General features: G+C 45.1%; 19 protein-coding genes. 4 read left to right on the forward strand and 15 right to left on the reverse strand.

All coding sequences use genetic code 11. From position 1 onward, the window contains the following. Positions 1-5 precede the first annotated feature (5 nt). Complete coding sequence (locus BUC05_RS05610) at positions 6-905, reverse strand: NAD(P)-dependent oxidoreductase (RefSeq protein WP_035201582.1); 900 nt, start codon at positions 903-905, stop codon at positions 6-8. Then, positions 902-1,708 carry an inositol monophosphatase family protein gene (locus BUC05_RS05615; RefSeq protein WP_011247247.1) on the reverse strand — a complete coding sequence of 269 codons (807 nt, stop codon included), beginning with the start codon at positions 1,706-1,708 and terminating at the stop codon, positions 902-904. Before BUC05_RS05615 ends, BUC05_RS05610 begins: the two co-directional genes overlap by 4 nt. A 136-nt stretch (positions 1,709-1,844) precedes the next feature. On the opposite strand from BUC05_RS05615, the gene BUC05_RS05620 reads away from it, so the two are divergent. Then, positions 1,845-2,480 (forward strand): DUF1054 domain-containing protein, encoded by a 636-nt coding sequence (locus BUC05_RS05620; protein WP_035201583.1) that lies wholly within the window; start codon positions 1,845-1,847, stop codon positions 2,478-2,480. A gap of 39 nt (positions 2,481-2,519) precedes the next feature. Here BUC05_RS05620 and BUC05_RS05625 read toward each other — a convergent pair whose 3' ends face one another. Then, the gene (locus BUC05_RS05625; protein ID WP_244153281.1) at positions 2,520-2,783 is read right to left on the reverse strand and encodes a UPF0223 family protein; all 264 of its coding nucleotides are present in this window, start codon (positions 2,781-2,783) and stop codon (positions 2,520-2,522) included. A gap of 109 nt (positions 2,784-2,892) precedes the next feature. Between BUC05_RS05625 and BUC05_RS05630 the strand changes: the two genes are divergently transcribed. Beyond that, on the forward strand, positions 2,893-4,371 hold the full coding sequence (locus tag BUC05_RS05630; RefSeq protein ID WP_063609866.1) for an aminotransferase class I/II-fold pyridoxal phosphate-dependent enzyme: 1,479 nt from the start codon (positions 2,893-2,895) through the stop codon (positions 4,369-4,371). A 162-nt stretch (positions 4,372-4,533) separates the two neighbouring features. On the opposite strand, the gene BUC05_RS05635 is transcribed toward BUC05_RS05630, so the two are convergent. The 3 genes from BUC05_RS05635 to BUC05_RS05645 form a co-directional block, all read right to left on the reverse strand. Beyond that, positions 4,534-5,886, reverse strand: coding sequence for a M48 family metallopeptidase (locus BUC05_RS05635; RefSeq protein ID WP_073304272.1), 1,353 nt, complete (start codon positions 5,884-5,886; stop codon positions 4,534-4,536). A gap of 247 nt (positions 5,887-6,133) precedes the next feature. Continuing rightward, positions 6,134-6,274: a GapA-binding peptide SR1P gene (locus tag BUC05_RS05640; protein WP_081427630.1), complete on the reverse strand. Its 141-nt coding sequence runs from the start codon at positions 6,272-6,274 to the stop codon at positions 6,134-6,136. Positions 6,275-6,407: 133 nt separating this feature from the next. Continuing rightward, positions 6,408-7,241 carry a polysaccharide deacetylase family protein gene (locus tag BUC05_RS05645; RefSeq protein WP_073304274.1) on the reverse strand — a complete coding sequence of 278 codons (834 nt, stop codon included), beginning with the start codon at positions 7,239-7,241 and terminating at the stop codon, positions 6,408-6,410. A gap of 226 nt (positions 7,242-7,467) precedes the next feature. On the opposite strand from BUC05_RS05645, the gene BUC05_RS05650 reads away from it, so the two are divergent. Continuing rightward, a complete protein-coding gene (locus BUC05_RS05650; protein ID WP_073304276.1) occupies positions 7,468-9,114 on the forward strand; it encodes a glycine betaine uptake BCCT transporter in 1,647 nt (548 codons plus the stop codon). A gap of 170 nt (positions 9,115-9,284) precedes the next feature. After that, positions 9,285-9,671: a hypothetical protein gene (locus tag BUC05_RS05655; protein ID WP_011247254.1), complete on the forward strand. Its 387-nt coding sequence runs from the start codon at positions 9,285-9,287 to the stop codon at positions 9,669-9,671. Between the two features lie 50 nt (positions 9,672-9,721). On the opposite strand, the gene opp4C is transcribed toward BUC05_RS05655, so the two are convergent. The 9 genes from opp4C to pdhA form a co-directional block, all read right to left on the reverse strand. After that, positions 9,722-10,633, reverse strand: coding sequence for an oligopeptide ABC transporter permease (gene opp4C / locus BUC05_RS05660; RefSeq protein ID WP_073304278.1), 912 nt, complete (start codon positions 10,631-10,633; stop codon positions 9,722-9,724). 12 nt (positions 10,634-10,645) lie between these two features. Next, a complete protein-coding gene (locus BUC05_RS05665; RefSeq protein WP_011247256.1) occupies positions 10,646-11,611 on the reverse strand; it encodes an ABC transporter permease in 966 nt (321 codons plus the stop codon). Positions 11,612-11,689: 78 nt separating this feature from the next. Beyond that, positions 11,690-13,423: a peptide-binding protein gene (locus BUC05_RS05670; protein ID WP_167369559.1), complete on the reverse strand. Its 1,734-nt coding sequence runs from the start codon at positions 13,421-13,423 to the stop codon at positions 11,690-11,692. 96 nt (positions 13,424-13,519) lie between these two features. Further along, entirely contained in the window at positions 13,520-14,512 is a 993-nt protein-coding gene (locus tag BUC05_RS05675; RefSeq protein WP_011247258.1) for an ABC transporter ATP-binding protein, read from the reverse strand. Next, the gene (locus BUC05_RS05680; protein WP_011247259.1) at positions 14,512-15,528 is read right to left on the reverse strand and encodes an ABC transporter ATP-binding protein; all 1,017 of its coding nucleotides are present in this window, start codon (positions 15,526-15,528) and stop codon (positions 14,512-14,514) included. The genes BUC05_RS05675 and BUC05_RS05680 overlap by 1 nt, the downstream gene beginning before the upstream one ends. 175 nt (positions 15,529-15,703) lie before the next feature. Continuing rightward, entirely contained in the window at positions 15,704-17,110 is a 1,407-nt protein-coding gene (lpdA, locus tag BUC05_RS05685) for a dihydrolipoyl dehydrogenase (protein WP_011247260.1), read from the reverse strand. A 3-nt stretch (positions 17,111-17,113) separates the two neighbouring features. Further along, the gene (locus BUC05_RS05690; RefSeq protein ID WP_011247261.1) at positions 17,114-18,391 is read right to left on the reverse strand and encodes a dihydrolipoamide acetyltransferase family protein; all 1,278 of its coding nucleotides are present in this window, start codon (positions 18,389-18,391) and stop codon (positions 17,114-17,116) included. A gap of 102 nt (positions 18,392-18,493) precedes the next feature. Further along, on the reverse strand, positions 18,494-19,471 hold the full coding sequence (locus tag BUC05_RS05695) for an alpha-ketoacid dehydrogenase subunit beta (protein ID WP_011247262.1): 978 nt from the start codon (positions 19,469-19,471) through the stop codon (positions 18,494-18,496). 3 nt (positions 19,472-19,474) lie between these two features. Beyond that, a complete protein-coding gene (pdhA, locus tag BUC05_RS05700; RefSeq protein ID WP_050748978.1) occupies positions 19,475-20,611 on the reverse strand; it encodes a pyruvate dehydrogenase (acetyl-transferring) E1 component subunit alpha in 1,137 nt (378 codons plus the stop codon). Positions 20,612-20,735 lie beyond the last annotated feature (124 nt).

Below are 20,735 nucleotides of genomic sequence, written 5' to 3' on the forward strand. Positions count from 1 at the left end.
ACCGGTCAATGGCTCTCTTTTTTATGGCGTTTCACAATCGTCCCTGTTGCTTCTTCTAGTGGTCGAATAATAGCGCTCACATCTTGGTCTCCGTACTTTTCTTTTGCCTTTGCGACTTTTTCAGCCCCTAATTTAACGACGTCGAGTGGCATGCCAATGTCGTCTGCCAACTTTAAGGCCAAGCCGATATCTTTATGAAGCAAGTTAATGGAAAAACGGGCTTCAAACTGCCTGTCCAAAATCGCATTTACTGCCCAGTCCATGCTTTTGGAAAAGCCAGCGCTTCGCTTAATAACTTCGTAGGCAACTGCCGGATCAACACCAGCTTTTTCTGCCATGACATAACATTCTGCCAGCGCCGACTGATGAACGCCAATAAGCATGTTATTGAGCAACTTTACCGTCGTGCCGCTCCCTGTCTCGCCAACGCGGACAATGTAGTCGCCAAATGCCTTTAACACAGGCAGCGCCCTTTCGTATGCGTCTTCCTCGCCTCCACACATAATCGTTAAATTGCCGGCTTCTGCTCCCATTGGCCCACCGCTAATTGGTGCATCTAGAAACGAAGCTCCTTTTTCTTTTAAGCGGCTGCTCGCCCATTCGTTGGTCGCACGGTCCACAGTGGAATGGTCAATGACGATTTTGCCTGCGGAAGCACCGGCAATAAGTCCGTTCGGACCGTCATACACATCATGAATCGTTGACGGTAGCGGCAAACATGTCATCACAATATCAACGGTTTCCATTAACGCTTTTGGCGAGCTCGCTTCCACAGCGCCAAATGCAAGCGCTTTTTCAATCGGCCCACGGCTGCGGCTGACAACATATGTCTCATAGCCTGCCTCCACTAAATGGCGCGTCATCGGCAACCCCATTGTTCCCAGGCCAATAAATCCTACTTTCATGTGCTCTCCCCCTTATGCAAGTACGTGGATACTAATGTTTCATGCAAAGACGGTTTTGCGGCAACGATTGACCCTCTTTCCAGCAGCGACAATGCCTCTCCATTAAAGCGAGTTGTCTTGCATCCTGCTTCTTGCAACAAAACTGCACCGCCAGCATAATCCCATGGGGACAATTTTGGACTTATGTATGCATCCAGTAAACCGCTCGCTACATAAGCCATTTCAAGGGCAGCAGATCCATAACTGCGTGTTCCCCGGCATGTTTTAGCGATGTCTACCAAGTCAGGCTGGATCGGCAAGTTGTCCTTCACAAGCCAATTGCCATTAATGCCGATTACGGACTGAGCTAACTCATTTCCTTTCGCAGGCGATTGTTTTCTGTCATTGATGAAAAAGCCAACGCCTTCGATTGCGTGAAACAGCTCGCCTGACATCACATCATAAACAAGCCCGACTTTCCCTTTTCCGTTTTCGTAAATGCCTACAGAGATCGCAAAATTTCGTTTTTGATGGACAAAGTTCATTGTGCCGTCAATCGGATCGATAATCCAGACAATGCCATCTAGCGTATCAAGGCGATCGGCAATCCCTTCTTCGCCAAGGAAATGATGGGTTGGATACGTGGCTACAATATTGTCATAAAAAAACGATTCCGTGCTTTTATCCACATCGGTTACCAAATCATTAGGACCCGATTTGGCATCAATGTGAAACGGCCGGTGAAGCGCTTGCTTAATTGCGTCTCCCGCCTCAACGATCCACGCACGTGCTTGCCTTTCAAGTTCTACCCATGTCGTCTCCATACAAGCCTCCTATATCTTATCTACTGTTGCTTCTATTATGGCATAAATTGAAAACAAAACAAACGGAAAGGCAAAACAAGCGATTTGATCTTTTTTCTTCATCAAGCTATCCTATAGACGAAAGGAGTGTATACGTATGCCGCTACCTGGGTTTACAAAATCAGACTTTGAGACATTTTTAATCGATGGTCTAGAGGAAAGAATGGCCGCAATCCGTTCAAATATACAGCCAAAATTCCAAGTGATTGGCGCAGAACTTAGAGACGAGCTCTCGACGCTATTAGGGAATGAGATGTTTTTGCACATTGCCCAACATGCAAGGAGAACGACAAATCCACCGAATGATACGTGGCTTGCTGTTGCAGGCAATAAACGGGGCTACAAAAAACACCCCCATTTTCAAGTCGGGTTGTTTGATGACCATCTCTTTATTTGGCTAGCGTTTATTTACGAGCTGCCGGAAAAAGGCAACATCGCCAAAACCTTTTTGGAAAACAAACCGCTTATAGAAGAGGTCGTCCCTTCTGATTATGTTGTTTCCGTTGACCACACAAAAAAAGAAGCAAACCCACTGTCAGAGCTTGATTTAACCCAATCTCTTGAACGGTTCCGCGACGTCAAAAAAGCAGAATGGCTCGTTGGACGCCATTTTGCAAAAGGGAGCGAAACAGTCGAGAATGGCGAGCAGCTTATGGAGGCGATTCGCCAAACAGTCAAAACGCTGTTGCCTCTTTATCAGCTCTCGCTTACAGCTGGTGCCCCTACACGTTGACGAAAAGCCAGTCGATTCTTGTCCGACTGGCTTTTATCGTTAGCCTTTTATAAGTTCATGTTCGGCTGCTTCCAGTGCTCGCTTCACGATTTTATAACAGGAAATACCTAGTTGTTCATCTACTTCCCGAAAAAGCTGTTTTTCTTCAGACTTTGCAGGGATTACCCCTTTGAACCGGTTATAGTGAGCCTTGATTTCCCCGGCGGTCACGCCTTGCTCTACAGCAAGCGCGATACAGTCAAAAAACTCAGCGACAACGACAATCTCTTCTTGTGACCAGTCGTACCTAATCGGAATATTCATGTCCATCCCCCTTTCCTTTTTTCTATCCGTAGGCAAATGCGCTCCATTTTGCTATACTCTTCTTGTTTGCTTTGTATAAGCTTCAATTTCCTTAAGTGAGGTGGCCTTCATGGGACACGACCAAGAACAAACCCCGTTATTTACGGGTTTAACCGAATATGCCAAAAAAGAGCCAATCCCTTTTCATATACCAGGCCATAAACGAGGAGCAGGCATGGACGCCGATTTTCGCACTTTTATAGGCGAAGAAGCGCTGTCCATTGACTTGATTAACATTGCCCCTCTCGATGACTTACACCATCCTCATGGCATTATTGATCAATCTCAGCAATTGGCAGCCAAAGCATTTGGAGCTGATTATACATTTTTCTCTGTACAAGGCACAAGCGGGGCCATCATGACTATGATTATGAGCGTATGTGGGCCAGGCGATAAAATTATTGTCCCTCGCAACGTTCATAAATCCATTATGTCAGCGATTATTTTTTGCGGGGCATTGCCTGTGTTTATCCATCCAGAACTCGACTTTGAACATGGGATTGCTCACGGGGTAGCGACAGAGTCAGTTGCCAAAGCGATACGCGCTCATCCTGACGCAAAAGCCGTCCTTGTGATCAACCCTACTTACTACGGATTTACTTGCGATTTAAAGGCGATTGTCGAATTAGCCCATCAAGCGGGCATTCCTGTACTTGTTGATGAAGCACACGGCGTACACATCCATTTTAATGAGCGTCTGCCGGTAAGCGCAATGCAAGCAGGAGCAGACATGGCAGCGACGAGCGTGCATAAATTAGGAGGTTCGCTGACACAAAGTTCCATATTAAATGTTCGTGCCGGGCTTGTATCCGTTGAACATACAACGGCCGTTATGAGCATGCTGACAACCACATCGACTTCTTATTTGCTCCTTGCCTCCCTGGATGCGGCGAGAAAACATCTAGCTACAAAAGGAGCCCAACTCCTCGATGAGACCATCGACTTGTCGACTTGGATGCGCCATGCAATTAATGAGATTGACGGACTATACTGCCTTGGCAGCGAAAAACTCCATGGATCCGCTGTATTTTCCCATGACCCCACGAAGCTGTTAATTTCTTTAAAAGGCTTAAACATTTCTGGTTTTGCCGCAGAAGTTTGGCTACGGGACCATTACAATATTGAAGTTGAACTTTCCGACTTGTACAATATTCTTTGCATCATTACCATTGGCGATACAGAGGAAAAGCTTGCTTTGTTGCTGAGAGCATTAACGCAACTGGCGCTGGAATTTTCTTCAACAGCTAATCGTTGTGCGTCTTTACCCGTCCATGTCGCCAATATTCCAACGCTTGCCCTTTCGCCGCGTGAAGCCTTTTATGCGCAAACAGAAACAGTGCCATTTGATAAATCAGTTGGCCGGATTATTGCCGAGTTTATTATGGTCTATCCTCCAGGCATCCCTATTCTTAGCCCAGGGGAATTGATCAGTGAAGAAAACCTCGCTTATGTAAAAGAAAACTTGAAAGCTGGCCTTCCTGTCCAAGGTCCAGAAGACGCTACACTTTCCAACTTGAAAGTGATTAAAGAGCAACGCGCCATTCGATAAAATACGCACGTGCGTGTTGCTAGTGTTAAGCGAGAGTAGAGAAGCACAAAAAGCGTGCTGAAAATCGGACAGTTTCAGCACGCTTTTTTTGTTCTATTTAACACATTTCCAAAAGAAGCCCCTACTTCAAGCGACCTGCAAGTGTGATAAATGGTGGGTGGTTCACTCTGCATAAAAAACTAATTTGTCTCTAAGTTCTTCTTCATTTTCTGCATCCATTAGCGATAAGGCACTATCGCCGTAAGAATCTTCGTAATAAGGGTCTGCCCCGTAGTCAAGCAAAAGCAACGCTGTGTCATAATCATCGTAATAAACGGCGGAAACGAGGGGGCTATCATCTTGAAAATAATCATTTGGATCCGCACCCGCCTCAAGAAGCAATTCTACTAGCTCTTTGTTTTCATAAAAGGTTGCATGATAGAGAAGCGAGTTCCCATAACGGTCCATTTCGTTCACGTCAAAATTGCCCGTTTGCAAAAGTTGTTTCACTTTTGCATGGTCTTCTGCAATGACAGCTTGGAACAATGGCGACCTGTCGCTAGAACTTCTATCGACGGCGCCCCCAACATTTGTCGTATCCGTACTGCTCCAATTAAATTGCTTGTATCCAATAGAAAAGGATGGATCGAATTTATCATCAAACAATCCGTATGTGAGAGAGCCGAACACAATTGCGAGCAGGACCGCCCCATACACAAACACGCCACCTATAACGACCAATCCAATTCCGAGAACAATCACACCGTTATTTTGTCTATAAACACTGACTTCTTGTTCGTTGGCAAACAGAGCAATGGATTGAATCCGTTTTGGTAGCCTTGGGTGTGTCGACAACACTTCACTAAGCCAAACCGCTCCGTTTGAATCGGTTTCGATTTGTTGTCTAAACGCTTCCTCATTTAACTCTGGCGCTAAACGCTTGCCAATGCTAAAAATCGCTAAAGCCCGTTTTGCAGCAGCCACATTTCCTGTAAAGTAAGTAGCAGCACGGTCGCATGTATACTCACATGAGCGGCTATACGCTTGTGCTAAAAAAGGAATGAGCTTAGCTGGTGCAATAAGGACATTTTTCCATACATGATTGCGTTTCATATGGGTCAATTCATGGGCGATAATAAAATCGAGTTCCGCTTCACCAGCTCCCCTGGCAAGGTCAAATACGTCAGAGGTGAGTAAAATCATATGCTTGCCCCAAAAACGTGTTGCGAATGCGTTCATGAGACCTTCCGCTTCAACGACAAACACATCAGGTACGTTCTCAACACCCATCTTCTTTGAAATCGCGACCACACGCTCATAGACATCGCCAAATTGATGTTCGTGAATCCGGACGCCGTTCCCACGAATAGATCCGATTGCTAATAATTGAGTGACATACAAGATCGCAAAGACAGTCAATACAATAGCGATGCCAATAATGGAGATGACTGCAAGAATGTAGACGAGAATGCTAAATAAGAGGCAAATAATAAAATAGGGTGTCTCTCGTGGTGACTGAATAGCTGATTCATTCACTTGGTTCTTCCTTCTTTCCTCATGGTGATATTTGAACGCTATTTAGTATACGATTCGATAAATAGCGACACAATCCAGCATCGTCACATTTTAGAAATCCTTTAGAATTCGCCTAAATACCCGCATCAATAGAATTGGTTAATTGGAATCTATTTGAAAATAAAACGTTTATCTAAAAAGAAGTCAGCGCTTATGCGTAAACAATAAAAACACCTTGCAGTCATTCTTGCAAGGTGTTCATTATCGTCTATTTATTTGCGAGCGTTTCAGTCGTTTGTTGCTGGCAACGTGAGCAAGATGATACCGCGTACAAACGGCTGACTTTTTCCCCTTCGAAATGCTCCACGGCTTCATTACAATGTTGGCAAACAATTGTACCCACTTGCATCGCTCCTCTTCATTAGGTTGGAATCGCTTTCTATTGCTTATGTTTATAATAGTATGGCTCATTTAATTCGTCAAGGCTCTTTAGCATGTCACATTAAAAATAAATAAGCCACCCAGTTCGGGTGGCTTGAGCATTAGTTTAATTGGGCGGGGTCGACAAAGTCATAGCCTTTGTCCCGCAAACCAGTAACAATTTCTTCAAGAGCGCCTGCCGTCCATTCACGATCGTGCATTAACAAATTAGCGCCATTGGTAAGAAGTTCAGTATGGACCATAATGTCGGCGATGGCTTCTTCGCTTTGATATTCGCTTTCCCAATCATAACCATATGTCCAATTCATGTTTAGCATGCCTTCTTCCTCAACCAGGCTACGGGAATACTCCGTATTAATGCCATGAGGAGCCCTGAAAAAACGGGGGCGTTCGCCAATTACGTCTTCGATCCGGTCATTTAGTTCGACAATTTCTTGTTGCTGCACTTCCTCTCCCACATCATCAAGCTTTTGATGGCTCATTGTATGATTGCCGATGGCAAAACCCATGTCGTGAATTTGTTTGAGTTCATCCGCCCCCTCTTCATCCTCAATAAAATGGCCATTGACAAAAAAGATCGCCGGCACGTCGAGCTCTTCCAGTGTTTGCGCCATTTCGAGTCCGTAGGCATCAGGAGCATCGTCAATCGTTAGAAGCACCACTTTTTCATTAGCGTCTGTACCTTCAATCGGCTCTACTGTCCAGCTGTTTGAATTGATTTCGTATAAAGGTTCACTATCCTGATCCTGCTCTTCGACTTCATTTTCTTCTGGCTTTTCAAGATCCTCGCTGCTATTTTCATCTTCTGTCATAGCGTGCTCTTTGTCGCCTTCGTTCTCGTTTGCCTCTGTCGCCGTTTGCGATGAGTTATCAGACTCATTTCCGCAAGCTGTTAGCACGAGCAAGCAGACGGGAACTGCCAACCATTTTTTCATGTTAGTTCTTCCTCCCCTTTCAGTTGTAGCCATGTTAGCAAAGATTGCCTTCATCCGACAACTGGAAAGCCAACCATATATTTTGATAAATTGCGTTTATTCGCCCAATGAAGCGGGTATGATAAAGCGATCGCGATGAAAATCGGCGTATCTTCCCTTGGATTGTTTGCCATCCTATGGTATGATGACGACTTGTGGACAACAAGGAAAGGTTGAGATTGTACAAATGAAACAAACAACTTCAGTATTTGGAACGGCTGTTGCAATTGCAAGCGCCTTTATCCTTTGGGGAGTGTTTTTCCCTCAAAATATGGCGACCGTAATGGACTCCATCCAAGGCTTTATCTCATCTGAACTTGGTTGGTTCTATTTGCTCTCTGCCACTTTTTATGTAGGCGTGGGCATTTACTTAATTTTTAGCCCTTATGGAAGTATTAAACTCGGTAAACCTGAGGAAGAACCTGAATATAGCTATATGACATGGTTTGCATTTCTTTTTACAGCCGGCATGGGCATCGGCCTTGTTTTTTGGGGAGCGGCTGAACCACTGTCCCATTATTTTGCTCCTCCAGATGCTGCACCAGGCACGCAAGATGCAGCTGCCCAGGCGATGCGGTATGCGATCTTTCATTGGGGCATCCATCCATGGGCCATCTATGCTGTTGTGGCGCTGGCACTCGCCTATTTTCAGTACCGTAAAGACGAGCCTGCTTTATTTAGCTCGACATTCCGGCCGCTCATTGGCCACCGCATTACAGGGCCGCTTGGCAAGGTCATTGACGTCTTTGTCGTGTTCGCGACCGTTTTTGGAACGGCGACATCACTTGGTTTCGGAGCCGCGCAAATTACAGCCGGTCTTCGCTATTTGTTTCCTGCATTAAATTCGTTTTCCGATAATGTATTTCAGTTGGTTGTCATTGCCATTGTAACAATTCTCTTTTGTATTTCGGCGGCAACCGGCGTCGACAAAGGCATTCGCATATTGAGCAATTTTAATGTACGACTTGCTATTATTTTAATGGCCTTTGTGTTGCTTCTCGGTCCGACCAGTTACATAATGGGCGTTTTTACACAAGGCATTGGCAGCTATGCCCAAAACTTTTTTGGCATGAGTTTTAGCATGGATGTTTATAACCCAGAATCTTCTTGGGTGCAAGAATGGACATTGTTTTACTGGGCATGGTGGATTTCGTGGTCCCCTTTCGTCGGGGCATTTATTGCCCGTGTTTCACGAGGGCGCACAATTCGCGAGTTTGTCATTGGCGTTATCGCACTGCCGTCTTTGTTCGGCGCTTTTTGGTTTAGCGTATTTGGCGGCTCTAGCATCTTTTTTGAAAACGAAACAGGTGCCCTTTATGGGCAAATGCAAACAGGCGGCACGGAAATGGCATTGTTTGCCTTGCTTGAGCAATTCCCATTGACCTTTTTCGTTTCCATTCTTACCGTCATTCTAATCGCCTCCTTTTTTGTAACATCAGCCGACTCGGCAACGGTCGTGCTCGGTATGCAAACAACTGGCGGCCTTCTAAATCCGCCTAATGCGGTAAAGTTGGTGTGGGGCGTTATTATTTCCGGAACAGCTGCTGTACTACTGCTAACAAGCGAACAAGGTTTGGCCGCGCTGCAAACGGCATCGATTATTGGTGCTTTTCCGTTTGCTGTGATTATCATTTTAATGATTGTGTCGCTTTTTAAAGAACTCCGCAATGAAAAAGCAGCACTGGCAGTAAACCGTGAACGGCTCCGGCAAGAGCGCCTAGCTTTGCGCAATGAACGGGAACGCATTAAACGGGAACAGATGTTGCTTCGCAAAGAACAACAAAAACTTCGGCAACTAACAAAAGACAAGAAGAAGGACAGAAAAAAAGACTAACTTGGTGTGCTCCTAGATGCAATCGATCTAGGAGCTTTTTTTGCGATATTTACAATCGATTCACAGTCGTTTTACATTTTTATGACGCTAGAAAAAGACTGTTTTCCTTATGCTAAAATGGATTTCAGTTATTGCTGCGACTGCTTATTAACCAAAAAGGAGGAGAAGAAATGCAAAATAAAGGGGTACGCCTTCTGTTCATCGGCTGTTTCATCTTTTTTCTGCAAGGCTGTTCCATTTTACCTGCCTTTTCGTCTCCTCAGCTGCATTCTAACGAGAAAGAGGATCCCGTTACGCTTATTTTTTCCGATCCTGACAGACTTTCAGATGAAGCCAATTACTATGACGCGGTATTAGCAGTCCAACAGGATTTAGGAGAACAGGTAACAGAGTTAGTCATTTGTGACGCAAGCGAGCGCCATATTATCAACTATTATGACATAGATGAATTTCCAGCGATGCTTGTTTATAAGGGTGATGACGAAAAACTGCGCATTTCCGGCAAACACGACATCACAGACTTATACGCCCGGCTTGAAGGAGCCTTAAAACAATAAAAAAGAGCATAGCCACCGCGAAAAGCGTTGGTTTTGCTCTTTTTGCTCTATTACGCTTTTGAATCAAATGCGTCCCGGAGACCATCGCCAATAAAGTTAATGGAAAGAACAGTAAGCAAAATGCATAATCCAGGGGGCAACCAAGCTTCTGGATTGTTGCGTAGCAAGCGGACGCTTTGTGCTTCTGTTAGCATATTTCCCCATGTCGGTGTAGGTTGAGGCACGCCGAAACCGATGAAGCTTAATGCTGATTCGGCGACAATCATCGTCGCCATGACAATCGTTGCATTGACGATGATCGGTCCGACCGCATTAGGTAAAAAATGCTTGCGGATGATACGCCAATCGGAACAGCCGATACTTCGGGCGCTTAACACATACTCCTTTTCACGAATGGAAAGAAACGTACCTCGTAAAATTCGGCAAACTTGCGGCCAGGATGTAATCGCGATAACGAGAATAAAAATCGGTACTGTCGTCCGTTCTAGGATCGCCACAATCGTCATAAACAGCAAAATAAATGGGAAAATAAGGACAATGTCCGTAAAACGCATAATGACAGAATCGATTTTCCCGCCATAATAACCAGCAATTGAACCAAGTGTTCCGCCAATTAACACCGTAAACAACATTGCAAAAAAGCCAACCGTAAGAGAGATTCTCGCGCCATAGACAAGCCTTGAAAAGTTATCGCGGCCAGAACCGTCTGTGCCTAACCAGTTTTCGCCATCTGCTTTCGCTTCGATTTTGCTGAGCTGGGAAGCAGTCGGATCATGTGTCGCAATGACATCAGCAAAAATAGCGACCAACACGATAAACGATAAAAAGACAATGCCCGCTAGAGCCAATTTATTTTTGCGAAACCGGCGAAAAGCTAGGACCGTAGGGCTGACGCTTTTTTCTTCTGACAATGTTGGCGTCGGAGGGGACACACTCGGTGTTTCATTTAATCTCGGTTCCATTCTTCGTTCACCTCAATCAAGTCGAATGCGCGGATCAGCCACCGCATAAAAGATGTCTGCTAATAAGTTTCCGACTAAAACAGATAAGCCAATTAACAAGTTAATCGCCATAATGACTGGATAATCGCGATTGGCCATGCCGGATAAAAATAACGTGCCGATACCTGGATAATTAAATACGGTTTCGACAATGAACGCGCCGCTCAATAGCACGCCGATTTCCATACCAAGTAGCGTAATAATGGGAATCATCGCATTGCGGAGAGTATGCTTGTACAAAACCGACTTTGCGCCAACGCCTTTAGCCCGAGCAGTGCGGATAAAGTCGCTCCCTTTTACATCAAGCATTTCTGAGCGCATATACCGCATAAAAATCGCTGTACTTGATAAACCAAGTGTAAGGCCAGGCAAAATTAAGTGCTGAATCCGGCTCACAAAAGCATCAAACCCCGTTAAATTAGGGGAACCGATCGACCCTTGTGTTGGAAACCAACCAAGCCCAAAAGAAAACACATAAATCGCCAGCAATCCGGCAAAAAAGTTTGGCGTCGCTAGGCCAATAAAGGCAAATGACGTCGCCGCATAATCTAAAACAGAATATTTTTTACGTGCAGAATAAATACCAATTGGAATCGACACAATGAGTGTAATTAAAAGCGCAAATGCGCCTAAATAGAATGTATTGCCGAGCCGTTGCCCGATTAGCTCGCTGACAGACCTACCGGTGAAATGAGTCGACATCCCTAAATCGCCTGTCACTGCCCGTTTGAGCCAGCTCCAATATTGAATATGTACCGGATCGTTCAATCCTAATGCTTCCCGGCGTTCCTCAATTACTTCTCGTGGCGTATTTGGGTCAATCACTTCTCCACTCAACGCGTCCCCTGGAGCAAGGTATGCAAATAAGAACACGATTACTGATAAAATGAAGACCATTGGGATAAACTGCAGAACACGCCTCACAATATATTTAAGCATCCGGGCCACCTCTCTTATTCCAGCAAATTGAAGAAAGTTGAAGCAGCTTTTACAGCTGCTTCAATGTGCAGACACGCGCTATTCGGTTAAGTGCCACTCATGTGTCTCGTCTTTGAAGGTAAACGGTTTGATCGTCAAGCCTGCCAGACGTTTGTTGTACACATGAAGTTCTGTTTCAGCGTAAAGCGGAACTGTATAAGCATTGTCAATAAAGAGTTGTGCCCATTCTCCGTATTTTTCTGCACGGAACTCTTGGTTGTCAAATGCCAATTCTGGATTAACCGCTTCTTGCAACAATTTTTCTTGCTCTTCGTCAAGGAAACGCGAATAGTTATAACCTGCTGTGCCGCCATTAATTGGCCATGGGTCTGGGTCGCCAGAAGAAAGGGACCAACCTGCTAAGAATAAATCGACATCCGTGTCGTTTTGCTCAATGATTTCAAAATGAGCTGGCGCCTCACGCGGTGTATTTAAATTGACTTGAATGCCAACTGCCTCTAGCTGTTCTTTCATTACAGGCGCGACTTGTTCACGTACTGGGTTGCCTGTTGGATAATCTAAGTTGAGAACGAGTTCATTGCCGTCCGGATCTTCGACAAAGCCGTCGCCGTTGACATCTTCATAGCCTGCATCGGCTAGCTTTTGCTTGGCAAGGTCTGGATCATATGCTAAGCCTTCAACCGCATCAGGGTTGTATGCCCATGACGCACTTGGAAATGGCGCATCCAATAATTCACCGTGGCCACGTAAAAAGCCGTCAATAAATTCCTGACGATTGATCGCGTGCACAATCGCTTGGCGGAGCTCAACATCTTGCAGTTTTTCGTTTGGCTCCCAAGAATCTGGATTAGTTAGACTGTCATTAGGGCCATGATTGATTTTCATGCCTAAGTATTGATAGCCTAGCTGCGCTTGTTCAAAAACAGTCAAATTATCATTCCCGTCAATCGTATCGACATCAGCAGCTGGAAAATCCCGAGGCACGTAATCGAGCTCGCCTTGTTCCAACATCCCTGCGACAACAGAAGCAGAGACAACATTCCACGTGATCGTATCTAGTTTCGGCGCGCCTTTATAGTAATCTTCATTGGCGGTTAATACGTATTGCTCATTCTCAAGCATTTCAGTCAATTGGAACGGTCCTGTGCCAATCACTTCGCCAGCGTTAATCGACCCAGCATGAGATGGAATGTCAGCAACTGGCACGTCGCCAAATATGTGCTCAGGAATAATATCCATTGATGTATCGGCTAGTGCCTTTACACTCGGTTCTTCAAAAATAAATTTAACTGTATAGTCATCTATTTTTTCAACGCCAGCAAATGTGTCGCTTTCGCCGCTTACGTAGCCTTCATAGCCAGCAAGGGTGTTTACATAGTTTTGGCGTATCCCACCTGCACCGGCATAATCGGGATCGGCCATGGCCGTAAACGTAAAGACGACGTCATCGGCAGTAAAATCTTCGCCATCATGCCACTTTACATCTTCACGCAAAAAGTAAGTCAACTCACGGTTGTCATCACTAAATTCCCAGTCTTCTGCCAATTCAGGAATGAAATTAAATTCTTCATCTTGTTGGACAAGACCTTCATGAGTGATTTCAAGAATATGAGAGTCATACATAGATGTGTAAAAAATCGGATTGAATAAATTGTCTGGTGGTGACATCATTCCAAGATTGACATTGCCGCCTTCTACGGCCTCTCCTCCGTCAGTGCCTTCGTCTGAACCGCCAGTATCGCTGTTGCACGCAGCTAGCGTACCTGCAAAAGCAGTTGCCAGCAAAAACGTGTAAAATGGTTTTTTGTTCAACACAATTTCCCCCTTTTCTTTCATGAAACAAACCTTTTGTTCATTTAAGCTTGCTTGAATTGATTGAGCACCACCTCCTTCACTTAAAGTGAGCCATTATACTGGTGATGGGCTTGAATCCGTATAAAGATGGCAGGCGACAAAATGGCCGTCCTTTTGCTCCGTCATTTCTGGGCGTTCGTGTTTGCAACGTTCGTAAGCATGTGGGCAACGTGTATGAAACGCACAGCCTTTTGGAGGATTCGCCGGGCTTGGCAATTCTCCCTTCAAGGAAATCTTCTCTTTTTTAACTGTGACATCGGTTGAAGGCACAGCGGATATAAGTGCTTCCGTGTAAGGATGAAGCGGCGTTTCATACAAAGAGTCTTTCTGTGCAATTTCGACAATTCTACCTAAATACATAACGGCGACGCGGTCGCTAATATGTTTAACGACGCTCAAATCATGGGCGATGAACAAATACGTAAGTTGAAATTCATCTTGCAAGTCTTTCATCAAATTTAACACTTGTGATTGAATCGAAACATCCAACGCCGATACCGGTTCGTCGCCGATAATCAGTTTGGGCTTAGTGCTTAGGGCACGGGCAATGCCGACTCGTTGCCTTTGCCCACCAGAAAATTCATGTGGGTATTTATTGTAAGACGACTTCGGCAAACCAACAGTCTCTAGCAATTCTTCAGCCCGTTTTTTCCGATCCGCTTTTGTATTCATTGTTTTATGTACAAGCAGTGGCTCTTCAAGCAATTCACCAATCGTCATGCGAGGATTTAACGAAGCATACGGGTCTTGAAAAACCATCTGCATATCACGGCGATAAGGACGCATTTTTCTATTTGAAAGATTTGAAATTTGCTCCCCATTAAAATAAACTTCGCCTTCGGTTGGATCAAGCAACCTTAAAAGCATTCGCCCTAGTGTTGATTTGCCTGAACCAGATTCGCCGACAATACCAAGAGACTCCCCTTTATAGACGTTTAACGTAATGCCATCTACTGCTTTTACATAGCCGACTGTACGTCTAATCACGCCAGCTTTTATCGGAAAATGCATCTTTAACCCTTTTGCTTCTAGTAGCACATTGGACATTAGCTGATCGCTCCTTCTTTAAGCCGCTGCTTGTCAGGTTCTACACTGCCTTCTTTGTATAAATAACAGCGCACATCCCTCGTTTTGCTTACGTTCACTAGTTCAGGCATCGCTTCTGCGCATAATGGAGTGGCAAACTCACAGCGCGAGGCAAAGCGGCAGCCTTGTGGAAAACGATGGGCTGGCGGAACCATTCCGCTTATGGCCTCAAGCCTATCTTTGTTGTCTTCAAGCTTCGGCATACTTTTCAGCAACCCTTGCGTATACGGATGGAGCGGATTCGTAAACAAATCATAAGCAGGCGCTTCTTCCACGATTTGACCCGCATACATAACAAGGACGCGATCAGCTGTTTCAGCGACAACGCCAAGGTCGTGGGTAATCAACAGGATTGAAGACTGAAACTGATTTTTTATTTTTAACATTAAATCAAGAATTTGTTGTTGGATGGTGACATCAAGAGCCGTAGTGGGCTCATCCGCTATTAACAGCTTTGGGTTGCATGATATAGCAATGGCAATCATGACCCGTTGCCGCATCCCTCCTGAAAGTTGATGAGGATATTGTTTCATGCTTTCCTCGGCGCGGGCAAAGCCAACTAGCTTTAACAGTTCGACTGCCCGTTTATGCGCTTGTTTTTTTGAGACTTGTTTATGTTTTCTGATCGTTTCAATTATCTGATTTCCGATTGTAAAAACAGGATTCAAGGAAGTCATCGGCTCCTGGAAAATCATCGCGATTTGTGCGCCGCGGATGTGATCAAGTTGTTTTTCTGTTCGCTTTAACAGTTCTTGTCCTTCAAGCTGGATCGACCCCTCTACTTTTCCAGGTTCATCCACTAATCCCATAATCGACATGGACGTCATGCTTTTTCCGCTGCCCGATTCCCCGACTAGCGCTACCGTTTCATTTTCATGAATGGTAAACGTAACGCCGTCTACTGCTTTAACAGTGCGTGATTGGTTCAAATGAAAGTATGTTTTCACATCTTGCAGTCGAAGTAAAGGCTCTGCCATGTTTATCCTCCATCAGTACTAGGTAAATTTTGTGATAAGTATAGCACAAACGAATGATTTTTCGGCAAGTTTTTTTCTGTTTTTTTATTTTTCTTAATAGATTTTCTCACATTGCTTTTCTCTAAACGCAAAAAGCCCTTTAAGGAGAACCCTTAAAGAGCTTTTTATTTGCTATTTACAATGTATGAATTGGCGTGCCTAGGGCAACTTCAGCCGCTTCCATCGTAATTTCGCCAAGCGTAGGATGCGCATGGATGGTTAATGCAATGTCTTCAGCTGTCATGCCTGCTTCAATTGCTAAACCGATTTCAGCGATCATATCTGATGCATTTGGCCCAGCGATTTGTCCGCCAATAACAAGGCCGTCTTCTTTACGTGTAACGAGCTTCATAAAGCCGTCAGCATCGTTTAAAGACAAAGCGCGGCCATTTGCAGCGAATGGGAATTTCGCCACTTTAACGTCATAACCAGCTTCTTTTGCTTGTGCTTCATTGTAGCCAACTGTCGCCAATTCTGGCTCAGAGAAGCAAACGGCAGGAATGGCGAGATAATCAACTTCTGAAGGTTCGCCGCTGATCGCTTCTGCTGCTACTTTAGCCTCATAAGAAGCTTTATGGGCAAGAGCTGGACCTGGAACAATATCGCCGATCGCGAAAATGTTTTTCACGCTCGTGCGGCCTTGCTTGTCTACTTTAATATAGCCACGGTCATCCATTTCTACCCCGATGCCTTCAAGGCCGATTTCCTCAGTGTTCGGTTTACGGCCAACTGTCACAAGGACGTAATCAGCTTCGATCACTTTTTCTTCGCCTTTGATTTCGGCTGTTACTTTTACGCCGTTATCCGTTTCTTCCACGCCTTTGGCCATTGCTTCTGTATGGAACGTAACGCCATTTTTCTTCAACTTGCGCTCAACAAGTTTTGCCATTTGTTTTTCGAAACCAGGCAAAATTTGTTTTGTGCCTTCAAGAACGACAACTTCTGATCCAAGGTTTGAATAGGCACCTGTTAGCTCAATTCCGATATAGCCGCCGCCAATGACAACCAATTTTTTCGGCACTTCTTTTAAAGCAAGAGCGCCTGTGGAATTAATAACGCGATCTGTGTATTTGAAGTTTGGAATTTCAATTGGGCTTGAGCCAGTCGCGATAATGCAATGTTTGAACTTGTACGTGCTTGAGCTTTTCTCATCCATAATTTTCACAGTGTCTTCACCGGAGAAATAGGCTTCGCCACGGATGATTTCGACTTTGTTGCCTTTGAGCAAGCCTTCGACGCCGCCCGTTAGCTTTTTCACAACAGAGCCTTTCCATTCTTGGACTTTCTCAAAATCAATAGCAACGTTTTCAGCGCGAATGCCGATGTCTTCAGAAGACTTGGCAAGATGAGCGCGGTGCCCAGCTTGAATTAACGCTTTTGATGGGATACAGCCGACGTTTAAGCAAACGCCGCCAAGGCTGCCTTTCTCGACAATGGTTACTTTTTGCCCAAGTTGCGCAGCACGGATCGCCGCAACGTAACCTCCTGGGCCGGAGCCAACTACGAGTGTATCTACTTCTTGTGCGAAATCTCCAACAACCATCTGTTACCCCTCCATTAATAGTAATTGTGGGTCGTTTAGCAAACGCTTGATTTGGTTAAGCGCGCTTTGTGCTGTCACGCCATCAATCAAGCGGTGGTCATAGCTAATTGACAGTGCCAGCATAGTGCCCACAACAATTTCGCCGTCTTTTACAACAGGCTTTTCTTCAATACGGCCGATGCCTAAAATCATGACTTCTGGGTGGTTAATAATTGGCGTAAACCATTGTCCTCTTGCTGATCCAAGGTTGGAGATCGTTGCCGATCCACCTGACATTTCTGCACTTGACAGCTTGCCTTCACGGGCTTTTCCAGCCAACTCGTTAATTTCATCAGCAAGCGCAAAAATAGACTTACGGTCAGCATCTTTGACGACAGGAACTACGAGGCCTTGCTCAGTGTCTGCTGCAATTCCGACGTTAAAGTACTTTTTGTAGACGATTTCGCCTGCTTCGTCATCAATTGACGCATTTAAAGCCGGATATTTGCGAAGAGCGGACGTCAAAGCTTTGACGACATATGGAAGATACGTCAGTTTCGTGCCTTGGTCTGCAGCAATTTGTTTGTACTGTTTGCGATGGGCAACAAGGGCTGACACGTCCACTTCGTCGAGATGTGTCACGTGTGGAGCCGTATGTTTTGAGTTCACCATTGCTTTTGCAATCGCTTTGCGGATGCCTTTAAGCGGTACGCGCTCTTCCAACTGCTCGTTTCCGCCAGCTTGTGCTGTAGCTGCTGGTTTTGAGGAAGCAGTCTTTTCTTCTTCTTTCGGAGCCGCTGCTTCTTCCGTTTGCCCGCCTGATGCAAAGGCATCTACATCCTCTTTTAATACGCGGCCATTTTTGCCTGATCCTTTTACTTTAGAAATGGCAATGCCTTTTTCACGAGCATATTTGCGAACAGAAGGCATGGCAATGACGCGTGAACCTTCTTCTTCATCGCTTTCTTCAGAAGAAGATTGTCCTTTTTCAGGCTCAGAGGCTGCTTGTTTTTCTTCTTTCGGCGCTTCCTCTTTGCTTTCTTCTTCAGCGTCATCATCGCCAGAGCCATCATCAATGACTAAGATGACATCGCCAACATAGCTTGTCGTGCCTTCTTCCACTTTCACTTCAAGCACTTTTCCATCTACTGGAGAAGGAAGTTCAACGACAGATTTGTCATTTTGCACTTCAAGCAAAATGTCATCCTCTTTGACTTCATCCCCTTCTTTTACAAACCACTTCACAATTTCGCCTTCGTGAATTCCTTCACCCACTTCAGGCAGTTTATATTTATAAGCCACGGCTAAAACGCCTCCTTCATTATAACTCTAAATCATCTTCTATAAAAGAAAGAACGATACTGGTTTTTCCCCAGCTTCGTTGCTTTCTTTTTAATCGCTTATTTAGAAGTTGATAACTTCTTTAACTTTTTCTACGATCGTCTGGTGGTTTGGCAGCCATGCATCTTCAGCAGCAGCAAATGGATAAACCGTGTCTGGAGCTGTAACTCGAAGCACCGGCGCTTCCAAGGAAAGAATCGCCCGTTCTGTAATTTCAGCGACAATATGGGAAGCCACCCCTGCTTGTTTTTGTGCTTCTTGGACTACAATCGCGCGGTTTGTTTTTTCAACTGAAGCGACAACGGTTTCCACGTCAAATGGGCTAATGGTCATCAAGTCGATCACTTCTGCCTCAATGCCTTCCTGCGCAAGCTCTTCTGCTGCTTTCAAGGAAGCTTGAACCATTGCTCCATAGGCCACAATCGTGATGTCTTTTCCTTCTCGCTTAATATCCGCTTTGCCAAGCTCAATGGTGTATTCCTCTTCTGGCACTTCTTGGCGGAATGAACGGTAAAGTTTCATATGCTCTAAAAACACGACCGGGTCATTATCGCGGATCGCAGAAATCAATAATCCTTTTGCATCATAAGGGTTTGATGGAATAACGACTTTTACTCCTGGCGTTTGCGCCATTAAACCTTCGAGAGAATCAGAGTGCATTTCTGGCGTTTTTACGCCACCGCCGAATGGAGAACGTACGGTAATCGGCATCGTTTGTTTTCCGCCAGTGCGGTAACGCCAGCGTGACATTTGTCCAGCAATTGAGTCAAACACTTCAAACACAAAGCCAAAGAATTGGATTTCCATTACTGGCCGATGGTCTGTCAGTGCAAGGCCAATTGCCAGGCCGCCGATTCCAGACTCGGCAAGCGGCGTATCAAATACTCGGTCTTCGCCAAATTCTTTTTGCAAACCTTCTGTTACCCGGAAAACACCGCCATTTTGGCCAACGTCTTCCCCGAATATGAGAACATCTTCGTTCGTTTTTAATTCATTAGCAAGCGCGTTCGTGATCGCTTGAGCCATTGTCCAGTTACCCATAAGTTACTTCGACTCCTTTGCCGTATACTCTTCCAATTGTTCACGAATGTTTACAGGAGGGTTTTCAAACATAAAGCCAAGCAAGTCAGTTACTTTTTGTTTAGGCGTTTTGTCTGCTTCTTTCACCGCAGCTTTAATTTCTTCTTTTGCTTGTTCAACCACTTCGTTTTCTTTTTCTTCACTCCACAAGTTTTTGCTTTCTAAAAACTTACGGAAGCGAATAAGTGGGTCTTTTTTGCCCCATTCGTCTTCTTCTTCAGAAGTACGGTAGCGAGTCGGGTCGTCACCAGAAGTAGAATGAGCGCCATAACGGTACGTGAGCGTTTCAATCAATGTCGGCCCCTCGCCAGCAAGCGCACGTTTGCGGGCATCGCTTGTTGCTTTGTAAACAGCAAGAACGTCCATGCCATCAACTTGGATGCCTTCGATTCCAGCGGCAACGGCTTTTTGTGCTATTGTTTTTGCTGCTGATTGTTTTTCCACTGGAACGGAAATCGCAAAACGGTTATTTTGAACAACAAAAACAGCAGGAACATTGTAGGCACCAGCAAAGTTCATGCCTTCATAAAAGTCCCCTTGTGAAGATCCGCCATCGCCTGTATACGTGATGACAATGTTGTCTTTTTTCTTCCGTTTTAGCCCTAGAGCAACCCCTGCTGTTTGTACAATTTGCGCGCCAATAATGATTTGCGGCACAGCAATGTTTAGGCCGTCAGGAAATTGGCCGCCATGGAAGTGGCCGCGAGACCATAGAAACGCTTGATAGAGAGGCAAGCCATGGAAAACAATTTGCGGAATGTCCCGGTAGCCAGGCAAAATCCAATCGTCTTTTTCAAGGGCAAATTGAGAGCCAAGCATGGATGCTTCCTGACCGCCCATTGGCGCATAGAAGCCTAAGCGGCCTTGGCGGTTTAAAGAAACGGCCCGTTGGTCCCAGATGCGCGTATAAACCATACGGCGCATTAACTCTTGTAATTGCTCATCGCTTAAGTCAGGCATTGCTGACTCATTCACGATTTCGCCTTCCTCATTCAAGATCTGGAAGGTTTCAAATTGTTCTTCGACTTGCTCAATTGTTTTCGTACTCAATTTGTCCACCAATCCTTTCGTTAGTAAGCGGTAATTGTTCTTTATATCCATGACCTAATGCATCTATAAAATCCCCATTAGCATGCCCAAACCTAAAAGATACATTACCGCGGCTGGCCCCTTTTACACAAGCCATTGATACGGGGCTGAGCATTCGTTCAACTGTTACAAAAAA

This window comes from Shouchella rhizosphaerae (assembly GCF_900142675.1).
Classification (GTDB): domain Bacteria; phylum Bacillota; class Bacilli; order Bacillales; family Bacillaceae_D; genus Shouchella; species Shouchella rhizosphaerae.